We start from the raw sequence: 11937 nt of genomic DNA, 5'->3' as shown, positions 1-11937 counted from the left end.
TATACTCTATTTAACATTTGTGTATATGTGTAAATCCTTATATCTGATTACTTTTTATTTGTTGTATTGGGAAGATTAGACTTTAATTTAGAAGATAAATTTGAAGAAAAATTTCGAAAAGAAGTTTACAGAAGAAAAGGTATGAAAAAAGGAAACATCACAGAAGCTTTACAAGAAGCGATTGAGTATTGGATTAAAGAGGGCGACAAATGAGTGAATCAGGGGATCAAGAATTCCCAACTGATGTTTATGGATACTATATCGTTCGTTCGAATCTGTTAATCAGTATGAATCAACTACGTGATGAAATACGACTATTGTGGAAAGATGGGAAAAAATGGAATGATAAAAAATTTGATGCAAATATGCAAACATTAGCAACTAGAAAACAAGAGTTGTTAGATATTGCACATGGGATCATGACTTCAGAAGATTATGAACAATATCTGGATATCGTTGAACTCACATTACCATTAAAATATCATAAATTTGATTTTAGAAAATTAAAGAAAGTAAACAAAGACTTTTCTCCCAAAAAATTAACTTAATATTTTTAATTTTTTATTCTTGTTTTTTCTGTATTTTCCTATAATGATTCCATACTTATCAACAAAAACCGTCATAAAACCACCTCCTTGAATATGCGATCAACCGATTTTTTACAGGTCAAAGTTTCCACCGTAGATTTGACAGAACCTTAAAACAATACTCTTATAAAGTACTGGTACCGTACCATACGGTATGGTAGAAGATTTAAGATTAGATAGTTTAGAGGGCGTAGGTCCTGTAACTACAAGAAAATTATCCGATGCAGGTGTCCACAACGTCATGGACCTCATCGTCAGAGGTCCTGTTGAAATTGCAGACATAACTGGAATGGAAAAGGATACTGCTGAAAAAATTGTCAATAAAGCCCGACAACATCTAGTTGACGGTGGAATAATTGCCAGTCACTTTACAAGTGCAACTGAAATTTACAAACATCGACAAAGTATTGGTAAAATTACAACTGGTACTAATTGTCTAGATACATTATTTGATGGCGGTATTGAAACTCAGGCTTTAACGGAAGTTTATGGTGAGTTTGGTTGTGGTAAAACACAATTTGCACATACAATGTCTGTAATGGTTCAAAAAAGCAAAGAAGAAGGTGGCCTTGAAGGAAGTGTTTTGTATATTGATACTGAAAACACTTTCAGACCTGAAAGAATTGTATCTATTGCCAAAGCTCATGATATGGATCCAGAAAAAGTTCTGGATAACATCATAGTAGCTCGTGCATATAACAGCTCACACCAAATACTGATTTTAGAAGAAGCCGGACCTATAATTGAAGAAAACAATGTTAAACTAATTGTTGCAGATTCTGCAGTTGGACTATTCCGTGCAGAATATCTTGGAAGAGGAACATTGTCAGTTAGACAACAAAAACTAAATCACTTTGTTCATTTACTATCAAGAATTGCAGAAACATACAACTGTGCTGCAATTGCAACCAACCAAGTTATGGCATCACCTGATGTCTTCTTTGGAGATCCAACACGACCTATTGGTGGAAATGTAGTTGCACATACAAGTACCTACAGAATCTACTTTAAGAAATCAGGTAAGAAACGAATCGCCAGAATGGTGGATAGTCCTCACCACCCTGAAGAGGAAGTAATCTTTGCTCTAGGTGAAGCAGGAGTAATCGATCCTGAAGAAGCTGAGAAAAAGACGAAAAAGACTACCAAAAAAGCAAAAGCAGCAAAAGAGCCTGAAGTGGAAACTACAGTGGAAACACCTGAAGTAGAAACTACAGTGGAAACACCTGAAGTAGAAACTACAGTGGAAACACCTGAAGTAGAAACTACAGTGGAAACACCTGAAACCGATGCTGTTGTGAAGTCTACAGTAGACCCTGAATTAGATGATTCAGAACCAATTGAAGAGTAATTCTTCTCCTTTCTCTTCAATTCTTTTTGAATTTTCTTTTATTTTCAATACTATTGATTAAATTATAATATCATTTGAGACAGTCAATACATAATGACTGATCTATATCGATTACTTCCAGAAGAGATGGAGCAATTAGTAATTGATATGGGTTATCCTAGATATCGTGCAGATCAAATTTTACTTCCATTATATTACAAATTTCCTAAAGACATCAACGACATCCCACAACTCCCAAAAAAATTAAGAGACGAACTTGTTGAAGCTGGATATACTATTGGTTCTGCCAAAGAAACTCATAGAGTTGTAAGTGAAGATGGTGAGACAACAAAACTTTTGCTTGATCTAAATAATGATAATGCAGTAGAAACTGTTCTAATGCAATACCCTTCATCAAAACTTGGAGGACATCCAAGATCAACTATTTGTGTTTCTACTCAAATTGGTTGCGCAATGGGATGTGTATTTTGTGCAACAGGACAGATGGGTTTCAAAACAAATCTTGCTGCAGAACATATTGTATCTCAAGTAATTCATTTTGCAGAAATTCTGGAACAACGAGGAGAACATGTGACAAACCTGGTGTTTATGGGAATGGGAGAACCGATGGCAAACTATGATGAGATGATCAGAGCAATACGAATTCTAACTCATGATAGAGGCTTTGGACTTGGGCAACGACACATAACAATTTCTACAATAGGTATTGTATCTGGAATCGATAAACTAGCAGAAGAAAATTTACAAATTGGTCTTGCAATATCCCTGCATTCCCCAAACAACAAATTAAGAAAAGAACTTGTTCCAACTGCGGGGCCAAATTCTGTTGAGGAAATTATTGAAGCAGGAAGACGTTATTTCAAAAAAACTGGAAGACGTGTGACATTTGAATATGCCCTAATGGATGGAATCAATGATTCCCCTGAAATAGCAGAAGAATTATCTAGACTTTTGAAAGGAAACGGCTCCCATGTCAATCTGATTCCGATTAATCCTACTGCAGGTGATTTTAGACGCCCATCAAAAAATAGAGTCCATGAATTTGAACGAATTTTATCTAATGCAGGAGTAAACTGTACAATAAGGGTGGAAAAAGGAACTGAGATCTCAGCTGCATGTGGGCAACTCAGAACTGACATTATAGGGTAATTTTTCCCAAATCCTGTTCTAAGTCTTAAAATAGGGCTTTCGGAGATTTGACACTTAATGGCAACTAAGAAATCTCATGGTCGTTCACATGGATTTAAACACAAATCAAGATCTGTTATGAAAAAAGACTCTCCAAGAGGAGTTTCATTCTTGTTACGTGAATACCAAGAAGGTCAGCAAGCACTTGTCATTATTGATCCTAGACAGCACAAAGGACTGCCACACAGAAGATATCACGGCAAAGTGGGCCGTATTACTAATGTTGGTAGACGAGCAATCACACTTGATGTAAAATTAGGTGATAAAACGAAAACCTTAATCACTAGATTGGATCACATTAAACCATTCGGTGTATGATATGGAAGAAGTACAAAAGAAACAAGCCATTTCTCTTTCAGAAGTTAAAGAAATTTTAGGTAAAGTTGATCCTGAAGAAATGGATCAAATTCAGCGATGGACCTATGATTATGTTTCAAAATTTGCATCAATTGAATCAAAAGATGCAAAGGAAATGAAAAAACAACTTATCAAAGAATGTGAACTAACAGAAGATGAAGCTGTTGAAATAGTTAACATTAGACCAACAAGTTTAGCTGAACTACGTTCATTTACATTCGGCTGGAAAAAACTAATTCTTGCTGAAACTCTAGAAAAAATGCTCAATATAATCAAGGGGCACTCCTAAGTTTTTCGGAGAATTTTATTTTGTATAGGGCACAATCCCCACCTAGAAAATATGAGGAACATGCATATGTTTTAGATTTTAATTCTAGAGGGAAATCATCAACTGTAAGAGGACGGGAAGGAATCATTGTTACTGCAATAGGAGAAGACCGTCTTACTCTTTTAGAAGTTCTAGGAATTCCAAATTCTACTTTTGAAATAGGTGAGAAAATCTATATCGGAAAAGATGGGAGAACCAAAGTTCTATCCGTATTGGGAAAAATGGAATACGAGAAAATCTCGTCATCTGCACAAAGCGAACTACCAACAGTTGTAGAAAACATTGTAACAAATAATGAATCTAAATTTGTAGAATACCTAAACAAAGCACAACCATTAACACCAAGAATTCATGCTTTGGAATTAATTCCTGGAATTGGAAAGACCTACATGAAAACAATGCTTGAAGAACGAGAAAAGAAAAAATTTGAAAGCTATGCTGATTTACAAGAAAGAGTCGGATTCAAAGAACCAGTTAAACATATTTCAGAACGAATCTTGGATGAAATTACTGGTGAAAGCCGAATGAATCTCTTTGTCAAGAGATGATAAAACGAAAACGATTTGGACAACACTTTCTCAACTCAAATTCAATAGCACAATCCATTGTTTCTGAGGCTAAAATCACAAAAAATGATGTTGTTTTTGAACTAGGAACTGGATTGGGCATCCTAACTCCATTACTTTGTAAAAACGCAAACAAGGTAATTTCAGTAGATGTGGATGTACGTCTAACTCAAGATGCAAAATCAAAGTTTTCAAACATTGATAATTTAGTTTTAAAATCTGGTGATGGCTTTAAGACAAAAGATAATTTTACAATTTTTGTCTCAAATCTTCCATATTCAAAAAGTAAAGAAGCAGTAGAATGGCTTGCAGAATCTTCTTTTTCTCATGGAGTTATAATGGTTCAAAAAGAATTTGCCGAGAAACTACTTGCAAAATCATCAAAAAAACGCAAGGCCGTAAGCGTTATAGCTAATTATTCTTTTGAAATAAAAATTCTCTCAAATGTGGGCAAAAACAATTTCTCACCGCCACCAAAAGTTGATTCTGTGATTTTAAAAATAATTAAAAAAAATGATATTAGCAAGGATCTAATCCAAACAATAAACAAAATTTTTTCATATAGGAGGAAGACTGTAAAAAATATTCTAAAACAATTCAATAAAGAGAGTGAAATAGATAAAAGAGTCGATGATCTTTCTGGAGATGAAATAATTAATCTTGCAAACCAAATTCTTAAAAAATGAAGAATACCCCCCTTCTGAGGATACTTTCTTCATTGTCAAAAATATTGAAGATGAAAAAGGAAATTATGCCTTGGATATTGGTAGTGGTTCTGGATATCTGACCAAACTACTGTCTGAGAATTTTTCTTTTGTAGTTGGAACTGACATTAATTATCCAGTACTACAGGGTCAAACCTACAAAACACAAAATCTTGTTTGCTGTAGTGGCTCTGATGCACTAAAAATAAAATTTGATTTTATTGTATGTAATTTACCTTATCTTGCAACTGATGAAATATTAGATATTGCAACAGATGGTGGTGCAGAAGGATTTGAGATTCCAAAAAAAATCTTTGATTCTGTGATTAACAATATTGCAGATAATGGAAAATTTGTATTTGTGACCTCATCATTATCTAACTATCAAAAATTAATTGATTATGCTCAAAAATTAGGCTTGAAAACACGAATCATGGCAAAAAAGAAACTGTTCTTTGAAGAATTAATTTTGGTAGAGGCTACTAACTAACTATTTTCTTAGATTTTCTTTTGCATATGTGATAATTGCATCAGTCATTTGTGTAGTTGATGCATTACCTCCAATATCCCATGTGACTGTTTTGCCTTCATTAATCACTTGGTATGTTGCATCAAATATTGCATCTCTGATATGTTTTTCACCTAGATATTCTGCCATCCAAGCTCCTGATAGAACAGTAGCAGTAGGATTTACTTTATTTTGCCCTGCAAATTGTGGTGCACTCCCATGTGCTGCTTCAAACATTGCAAAATTATCTCCCATGTTTGCAGAATAAATTAATCCAATAGATCCTACCAAACCTGAAGCTAACTCTGAAATAATATCCATAAACAAATTGGTACTTACAAGAACTGCTCCATTAAACTGCTCAGGAGCTACTACCATTTGTTGTGCCATATTGTCAATGTAAATCTCTGATAATTCTACATCCGATCCTTCAACTGCTTTTTGGGCACAATTCCAAAAAATTCCATCTGTCTCTTTTAGAATATTTCTTTTTGTAATTGCAACCATTTTTTTCATATTGTTTTCTTTTGCCCATTTCATTGCAGAATTTAGGAATCTGTCACAGCTTTGCCTTGTAATTTTTCTAATTGCAATTGCTGCATCATCATTAATTTTTACCTCAACACCAGTGTACAATCCTTCAGTTGCCTCTCTAAAACATACACAATCTAGTTTTCTGTTTGGTGTCAATCTATCATAAGTTTTAGTTGGTCTGATGTTGGAATATAATTCAAATTTTTGACGCAAAGTAACGGCTACACTTCTTGGGGCTCCTGGAACTGGTATAGTTGTTGTTGGTCCCTTAAAACAGGCATCAGATTCTTCTAAAATTCTGATTGTCTCATCAGGAATGTATGATTTGTCTTTTCTTCCATTTTTATCCCATTGCTCAGAGCCTGCTTCACACAGAATAATCTCTGATTGTGAATTGCATTCTTTTAGAACTTTGAGCATTGCCTCTACCACTTCAGGACCGATACCGTCTCCTTTCATTACTGCTGCTTTTTTACTCAAAACTGAATATTTTTGAAAAGTTTATTATTTAATTCTACCTTGCAACTTAATTCACATCTACATATTTTCTATAGTGATGATTTAATACCCAATTTATCAAAGTAATTTCAAATGCAGATAGTTCAAATCTCTGATCTACATGTTGGCTCTCAATTTTTACAAGATAAATTTGACACTCTAGTTACTGAGGTAAATGAACTAAATCCTGAAGTGATTGTACTTACTGGAGATTTGACAAATGAAGGTTTGATGAAGGAATATGAAGAGTGTAAATCAATGCTGAAAAAATTTAACACAAAAAAAATTATTGCAATTAGTGGAAATCATGATTATCGAAATACTGGTTATCTGTTATTCAAAAAATTTTTTCCATTTGAAGCTGTAAATGAACTCAGTGATGATGTTGTTTTAGTTACAGTTGGAACTGCTAGACCTGATAGAAATGAAGGTGAAGTAGGTTACAGACAGAATTTGTGGTTGGAGAGAACTATGAAAAAATACAAAGACAAAGTAAAGATTGTCGCAATGCATCATCATTTAATTGCGATTCCTGATACTGGCTCTGATCAACTAACTGTTGTTGATGCAGGAGATGTTCTAAGAACAGTTTTGGATACCAAAGTTGACATTGTTTTATGTGGACATAAGCATCGACCTTGGGCTTGGAATTTTAGAACTCTTACAGTAGTAAATGCTGGAACTGCTACTTCAGAGCGCGTTCGTGGTTTCTTTGAAAACACCTACAACATTCTCACAATAAATGACAAAAAAGTTCATGTAGATCTCAAAATAGTTGGCGGAAAAAGACTGCCAATTGATGAAATCGTTAATAATTACAGCCAATTTACCGACGAGTGAATTTATTTACAGATTAATTCTAGGCATATTTGTGCGGGGGTCGCCTAGCCTGGTAGGGCGTAGGATTGCTAATCCTATGTTCGCAAGAACTCGTGGGTTCAAATCCCTCTCCCCGCGCCATTAAAACTTAATAGACCGATTTGGCAAGTTTTGGTCATGGGACGAAGAAAAACACAAAAAATTATTCGCACTGGTCCAAAAAACGCAACTACTGGAATGTGTCCTGTTTGTAAAACAATTGGCAAAGTATTCCTTCTAGGTCCTCCTGGTCAAGAGAGAGGAAAATGTGAAAAATGTCGCCAAGAATTTGAATTATAGTTATTAAATATTATTTTAGGCGTCTGTAAATTTCTTTAAACTCTACTGAAAGATTGTATGAAATATTCAATATGTGAGTTAGATGATTCATCGATGTCATATTATTTCCTACTTGTCTTAGGATGGTTAGAGCTTTCTGTGGTGAAGTTGTTGATGGTTCCTCTTTACCACTCCAGGTTTTAAAAGAATCCTCTACATCTAAACAGAAATTCAAAACAAACTCTCTCCAGTTTGGCATTTCACTTAGTTTCTTTTTTCCTAGAAATACTTGTGACAATTCACGAAATTCATTTTTTCTATCAATGTATAGTAATTCTAAAGATTCATGAATTTTTTCTTCAGTGTATTGAGATGTATTGAGCATATACATTCCTTGGATACTCATAACTCTACAACCTCTAAATCTTTGAGTAACTTGTTCTCTAAACTAGACATTTTCTTGTGATAAATTCTGTTTTTTGCCCTCACTCGTAGTTTAGTATTACAACAAGAACATCGAATAAGATTTGTTTGAATAAATCTGGAACATGTGGTACACCATTTCAACCCATTTTGATATTTCAAACCCCCTTCGTATCTTTTTGTTATAAAACCAATACAATGTCCTTTACATCTTGGTGCCAATGAAATACAGGAAAATCCCTGTTAGATAAGATCACAGTATACTGTTGTTTGCAACTGTTTGCAAAATAAACTCCCTAGTTAATAGTAAAATTGTTTCATTCGTTTCGTGGACAGAACTATTGTCATGTTAATAGGGGTTATCTCCCTTGGAGTAACGCTTGGTATTTTCTTTTTAGATGCCGAATTACCTTTACAGTCATTTGCAGAAAACAACTCTGTCCACAATTCCCCCACAACACGTACCTACACTGTAATTGCTGAGGACACAACACTTGAGATTGCACCTGGAACTAGAGTTGAATCTTGGACTTACAATGGAACCATACCTGGTCCAACATTGAGGGCAACTGAGGGTGATCGAGTGATTATTAATTTTATCAATAATGGAAAACTTCCACATACAATGCATTTTCACGGGGATCATAATGAGAAAAATGATGGAGTATTCCAAGAAGTTCTTCCAGGTGAATCATACACCTATGATTTCACTGCAGAGCCTGCAGGATTATTCATGTATCATTGTCATGTGATGCCTGTATCTGAGCATATTCGAAATGGATTGTATGGTGCTTTCATTGTAGATCCAAAGGAAGGATTAGAGCCTGCCAGAGAATACGTTCTTGTAAAAGGCGAATATGATTTAGAAGACCAAGAGACTTGGACTCCAGATTATGTTTTCTTTAATGGATATGCTGATCAATACTGGAATAATCCATTACCTGTAAAGACTGGAGAAAAAGTAAGATTATACTATGTTGACATGGGTGCAATTGCTGCATTTGGATTTCATATTCATGGAACAATATTTGATACAATAATATCTGGAATTTGGGAAAACGAACCAATCAAAACACAAACTTGGGAAGTAAGTCCAGGAAATGCAGCTATCTTCGAGGCAACATGGAAAGAACCAGGAAGGTATCTTTTCCACTTGCATGGTATACCTGAAGAGAAAGGCACCATGGCTTACTTTGATGTAAGGGATGTTTCTTCTGATGTAGTCGACGGAGTAGATATTGCAAGAACCCAGTCTATTGACATGTGGGAGTGGCAAAAGCAGATTGCGATTAATTTACAACAACCAGATACGAATGGCAAAATTACAAAAATATCTGCTAGTTCGTCAGGACATGAGCAACATGGTGTTCCAGTATCTGCTGAAATTGATGAATCTCACATAGTTGAAACTAATCTTTGTGATGTAGAAACAGGTTCTGCTGTACCATCATCAAACAAATCATTCTATCCAAAATTCAATCAGGCAAATGTTGGAGATACCGTAACATGGACTAACAAAGATGTTTCTGTACATACTATAACTAGCAATGATGATCTATTTGACTCTGGAATGATGATGCCTGGTGATACATTTGAGCAAACCTTTGAAGATGTAGGTTTGTATGAATACTATTGCATGCTTCATCCTTGGATGACTGGAACAGTGAAAATAAAATAATTATTTTTCAAATGACAATTCCATCATTCTATCTTTAATGATGACATCAATTTTTTTTTCAAATACATCATTGAAAATTAATTCTAATACTGTTTTGTGATATAATGACCAATTATATCCTAAATCATGTTTAATTATGTAATTGTTAGTTGAGTTTTTTACTGTGTGATTCATTTCAAAATCTGATATTTTCATTCTTGTGACAAACCATGATACAAAAGAATCAACATCCGTAGAACCTTTCATGAATGTGGATATGTCTGATACAATACTTTGACCAATCTGTTTTGCAAGATCAATTGTTTCTTGCTCTGATAGCTTTCCAAATAATGCACTAACTATTGGCTTTGCTACTGGAATCATGCCTACTTTGGGCTCAAACATGTCCCAGTCAACATATCTTGTAAATATTTTATTTGCCAATACGTTCAAGCTGACCCCCTCGGATTCTGATTCTGATCTTAGCTTATCTAAAACGTGACTATCTAGTCTAAATGACATTGTTTCTGTTTTCTTTTTTTGTTCTTCTGACAAGTATTATGCCGTATTTGTTGTATGTTAATAATGTATTTTGTTTTTCAATTATTCTTTATGTTTTTGATTATTTCTTCTACAATGGCTATCTTACTCTTTATCATTTTAGAAATATTTTCTCTTTCTTCGAAATTCATGTCTCTTCCTAATTTACATTGAGCTGTAGCAAAGGCAATCCCTTGAAGATCTCCCATAAAATACCCATACATAAAATCATACGGATTTTCAACATTTCCAAACTGTTTGACAAATTTTTTTAATACTTTTTCTGATGGCTTTATTTCATTATATGCTTCAATTGATGCGTTAAGACTATCTTCTATAGATTGTTTGAATTCTGAATCATTCATTTTTATCTTTTTGAACAACATTCGCCCATTGGAATTTCATGACCATGAGGGCATTTTCTCGGATGTTTTAGCATTATACATAAAGCATCTGTAAATTGTTTTTTCATATGATGCTCAATTCCACAAACCATTTCCTCGTCAATTTCTACTTTTAATGCACTATCCATGAGAACTTCAAGTAATCGACTATTTCTCATCATGCTTGCTCCTATTTTTTCACCCTCGTCAGTTAGTTTCACTCCTGACTTGTTATAATTTACAAGATTTTTACTGTTTAATTTTTTGAGCATTTGAACAACACTTGGCTGTCTGATGTTGAGCATTTTTGCAATTGTGTTAATTTTTACCGCTTCATCCCTTTCTTTAAGATGCCAAACTGCTTTGAGATACATCTCTATGTGTTCTGCTTCTGCTGTTCCAACAAATAATGCTTCATCAGTCATTTTACACTCTCAAAAATTATATTTTTCATTTTTTCTACTCACACTATTTTCAATGCTCCAATTCATTTGAGCATTCTGTAGAACAAACATCATCGCACCAATGCTCAAATTTTCTTCCACACACAATACAAGTTTTCATGATCTACAAAATACCTCTTTTAGATTTATAATGTTTTTAGAATTATCTTTCATGATTTCTATCTCATCCTTATTTTATGTACTCCACTAATGATAAAGTAGATTCCACCCCTTCCATCTTTCTGAGTTTCCATTGGATGGCATCACGTAAATGGTCCAAACCAGTAGATTGTAATTTTACAACGATCCTCCATGGGCCATCTACTAATGTGGATTCTTTCACAACATCGATCTCATTTAATTGATTTATTATAAAATTCATTGATTCATGTTTACACATTATAAAAACAAATACAACACTAGAAGTATCCTTCATTTATCAAATCTCCAAAATTGATCTAATTTATTATGGAAAAAAGAAATGATAATATTTTCCTCCTTTTTAATTTTAGTTTTTTTCCTAATTTCGTGATTAGAATTTCTCAAAATTTGTATTTCTAATGAGGGTGTTTTGTAATTATAATGTGGATGAATTTGTTCACAATATGTTCTAATCATAATCTAGGTACATTTTCAATGAATATAATGACTGAGTATACATTGTGGTAAAATGTCATACAATCGTTAAACAAGTGTAAAAAGATATTTTCATATCTAGATTAAAATCAGTGGGTTT

Annotated in this window: 18 protein-coding genes and 1 tRNA gene; 13 read left to right on the top strand and 6 right to left on the bottom strand. The window is 33.9% G+C overall.

Going from position 1 to position 11937, the window contains the following annotated elements; all coding sequences use genetic code 11:
- The first annotated feature begins 66 nt into the window (after positions 1-66).
- The 9 genes from ACW9W3_RS04965 to ACW9W3_RS04925 all read left to right on the top strand — a co-directional run bounded on the left by ACW9W3_RS04965 (position 67) and on the right by ACW9W3_RS04925 (position 5568).
- On the top strand, positions 67-213 hold the full coding sequence (locus ACW9W3_RS04965) for a hypothetical protein (protein ID WP_457765055.1): 147 nt from the start codon (positions 67-69) through the stop codon (positions 211-213).
- Positions 210-548 (top strand): hypothetical protein, encoded by a 339-nt coding sequence (locus ACW9W3_RS04960; protein ID WP_457765054.1) that lies wholly within the window; start codon positions 210-212, stop codon positions 546-548. The genes ACW9W3_RS04965 and ACW9W3_RS04960 overlap by 4 nt, the downstream gene beginning before the upstream one ends.
- A 193-nt stretch (positions 549-741) precedes the next feature.
- The gene (radA, locus tag ACW9W3_RS04955) at positions 742-1935 is read left to right on the top strand and encodes a DNA repair and recombination protein RadA (RefSeq protein ID WP_457765053.1); all 1194 of its coding nucleotides are present in this window, start codon (positions 742-744) and stop codon (positions 1933-1935) included.
- Between the two features lie 93 nt (positions 1936-2028).
- Positions 2029-3084, top strand: a complete 1056-nt coding sequence (rlmN, locus tag ACW9W3_RS04950; protein WP_457765052.1) for a 23S rRNA (adenine(2503)-C(2))-methyltransferase RlmN — start codon at positions 2029-2031, stop codon at positions 3082-3084.
- A 57-nt stretch (positions 3085-3141) separates the two neighbouring features.
- A complete protein-coding gene (locus ACW9W3_RS04945) occupies positions 3142-3441 on the top strand; it encodes a 50S ribosomal protein L21 (protein WP_048115331.1) in 300 nt (99 codons plus the stop codon).
- Between the two features lies 1 nt (position 3442).
- Positions 3443-3769, top strand: coding sequence for an RNA polymerase Rpb4 (locus tag ACW9W3_RS04940; protein WP_457765051.1), 327 nt, complete (start codon positions 3443-3445; stop codon positions 3767-3769).
- A gap of 20 nt (positions 3770-3789) precedes the next feature.
- The gene (locus ACW9W3_RS04935; RefSeq protein WP_457765050.1) at positions 3790-4356 is read left to right on the top strand and encodes a DUF655 domain-containing protein; all 567 of its coding nucleotides are present in this window, start codon (positions 3790-3792) and stop codon (positions 4354-4356) included.
- Positions 4353-5060, top strand: coding sequence for a 16S rRNA (adenine(1518)-N(6)/adenine(1519)-N(6))-dimethyltransferase RsmA (gene rsmA, locus ACW9W3_RS04930; protein ID WP_457765049.1), 708 nt, complete (start codon positions 4353-4355; stop codon positions 5058-5060). Before ACW9W3_RS04935 ends, rsmA begins: the two co-directional genes overlap by 4 nt.
- A complete protein-coding gene (locus ACW9W3_RS04925) occupies positions 5035-5568 on the top strand; it encodes a HemK2/MTQ2 family protein methyltransferase (RefSeq protein ID WP_457765048.1) in 534 nt (177 codons plus the stop codon). The genes rsmA and ACW9W3_RS04925 overlap by 26 nt, the downstream gene beginning before the upstream one ends.
- On the opposite strand, the gene ACW9W3_RS04920 is transcribed toward ACW9W3_RS04925, so the two are convergent.
- The gene (locus tag ACW9W3_RS04920) at positions 5569-6600 is read right to left on the bottom strand and encodes an isocitrate/isopropylmalate dehydrogenase family protein (protein WP_457765047.1); all 1032 of its coding nucleotides are present in this window, start codon (positions 6598-6600) and stop codon (positions 5569-5571) included.
- Positions 6601-6711: 111 nt separating this feature from the next.
- Here ACW9W3_RS04920 and ACW9W3_RS04915 point away from each other — a divergent pair, with 111 nt between their 5' ends.
- From ACW9W3_RS04915 to ACW9W3_RS04905, 3 genes are all read left to right on the top strand, one after another.
- Positions 6712-7458 (top strand): metallophosphoesterase family protein, encoded by a 747-nt coding sequence (locus ACW9W3_RS04915; RefSeq protein WP_457765046.1) that lies wholly within the window; start codon positions 6712-6714, stop codon positions 7456-7458.
- A gap of 33 nt (positions 7459-7491) precedes the next feature.
- Positions 7492-7578 (top strand) — tRNA-Ser (locus ACW9W3_RS04910).
- Positions 7579-7614: 36 nt separating this feature from the next.
- Positions 7615-7776 (top strand): hypothetical protein, encoded by a 162-nt coding sequence (locus ACW9W3_RS04905; protein ID WP_179371275.1) that lies wholly within the window; start codon positions 7615-7617, stop codon positions 7774-7776.
- 10 nt (positions 7777-7786) lie between these two features.
- Here the strand turns inward: ACW9W3_RS04905 and ACW9W3_RS04900 are convergent, their stop codons facing one another.
- Entirely contained in the window at positions 7787-8161 is a 375-nt protein-coding gene (locus ACW9W3_RS04900; protein WP_457765045.1) for a hypothetical protein, read from the bottom strand.
- A 345-nt stretch (positions 8162-8506) separates the two neighbouring features.
- Between ACW9W3_RS04900 and ACW9W3_RS04895 the strand changes: the two genes are divergently transcribed.
- Positions 8507-9856 carry a multicopper oxidase domain-containing protein gene (locus tag ACW9W3_RS04895; RefSeq protein WP_457765044.1) on the top strand — a complete coding sequence of 450 codons (1350 nt, stop codon included), beginning with the start codon at positions 8507-8509 and terminating at the stop codon, positions 9854-9856.
- On the opposite strand, the gene ACW9W3_RS04890 is transcribed toward ACW9W3_RS04895, so the two are convergent.
- The 4 genes from ACW9W3_RS04890 to ACW9W3_RS04875 all read right to left on the bottom strand — a co-directional run bounded on the left by ACW9W3_RS04890 (position 9857) and on the right by ACW9W3_RS04875 (position 11637).
- Positions 9857-10390 (bottom strand): hypothetical protein, encoded by a 534-nt coding sequence (locus ACW9W3_RS04890; RefSeq protein WP_457765043.1) that lies wholly within the window; start codon positions 10388-10390, stop codon positions 9857-9859.
- A gap of 44 nt (positions 10391-10434) precedes the next feature.
- Complete coding sequence (locus tag ACW9W3_RS04885) at positions 10435-10740, bottom strand: hypothetical protein (RefSeq protein WP_457765042.1); 306 nt, start codon at positions 10738-10740, stop codon at positions 10435-10437.
- A 2-nt stretch (positions 10741-10742) separates the two neighbouring features.
- Positions 10743-11183, bottom strand: coding sequence for a metal-dependent transcriptional regulator (locus ACW9W3_RS04880; RefSeq protein ID WP_457765041.1), 441 nt, complete (start codon positions 11181-11183; stop codon positions 10743-10745).
- Positions 11184-11391: 208 nt separating this feature from the next.
- Complete coding sequence (locus ACW9W3_RS04875) at positions 11392-11637, bottom strand: Lrp/AsnC ligand binding domain-containing protein (protein WP_457765040.1); 246 nt, start codon at positions 11635-11637, stop codon at positions 11392-11394.
- Positions 11638-11937: the final 300 nt, after the last annotated feature.

Source organism: Candidatus Nitrosopumilus sp. bin_68KS (assembly GCF_054095825.1).
This window is presented reverse-complemented; position numbering and strand designations above follow the sequence as displayed.

What these genes read in the sequence shown, in the direction of transcription:
- ACW9W3_RS04885 (WP_457765042.1), bottom strand. Translation starts at nt 10,740, where the DNA reads ATGAATGATTCAGAATTCAAACAATCTATAGAAGATAGTCTTAACGCA.
- ACW9W3_RS04900 (WP_457765045.1), bottom strand. Translation starts at nt 8,161, where the DNA reads ATGAGTATCCAAGGAATGTATATGCTCAATACATCTCAATACACTGAA.
- radA (WP_457765053.1), top strand. Translation starts at nt 742, where the DNA reads ATGGTAGAAGATTTAAGATTAGATAGTTTAGAGGGCGTAGGTCCTGTA.
- ACW9W3_RS04905 (WP_179371275.1), top strand. Translation starts at nt 7,615, where the DNA reads ATGGGACGAAGAAAAACACAAAAAATTATTCGCACTGGTCCAAAAAAC.
- ACW9W3_RS04960 (WP_457765054.1), top strand. Translation starts at nt 210, where the DNA reads ATGAGTGAATCAGGGGATCAAGAATTCCCAACTGATGTTTATGGATAC.
- ACW9W3_RS04945 (WP_048115331.1), top strand. Translation starts at nt 3,142, where the DNA reads ATGGCAACTAAGAAATCTCATGGTCGTTCACATGGATTTAAACACAAA.
- ACW9W3_RS04880 (WP_457765041.1), bottom strand. Translation starts at nt 11,183, where the DNA reads ATGACTGATGAAGCATTATTTGTTGGAACAGCAGAAGCAGAACACATA.
- ACW9W3_RS04940 (WP_457765051.1), top strand. Translation starts at nt 3,443, where the DNA reads ATGGAAGAAGTACAAAAGAAACAAGCCATTTCTCTTTCAGAAGTTAAA.
- ACW9W3_RS04875 (WP_457765040.1), bottom strand. Translation starts at nt 11,637, where the DNA reads ATGAAGGATACTTCTAGTGTTGTATTTGTTTTTATAATGTGTAAACAT.
- ACW9W3_RS04915 (WP_457765046.1), top strand. Translation starts at nt 6,712, where the DNA reads ATGCAGATAGTTCAAATCTCTGATCTACATGTTGGCTCTCAATTTTTA.
- rlmN (WP_457765052.1), top strand. Translation starts at nt 2,029, where the DNA reads ATGACTGATCTATATCGATTACTTCCAGAAGAGATGGAGCAATTAGTA.
- rsmA (WP_457765049.1), top strand. Translation starts at nt 4,353, where the DNA reads ATGATAAAACGAAAACGATTTGGACAACACTTTCTCAACTCAAATTCA.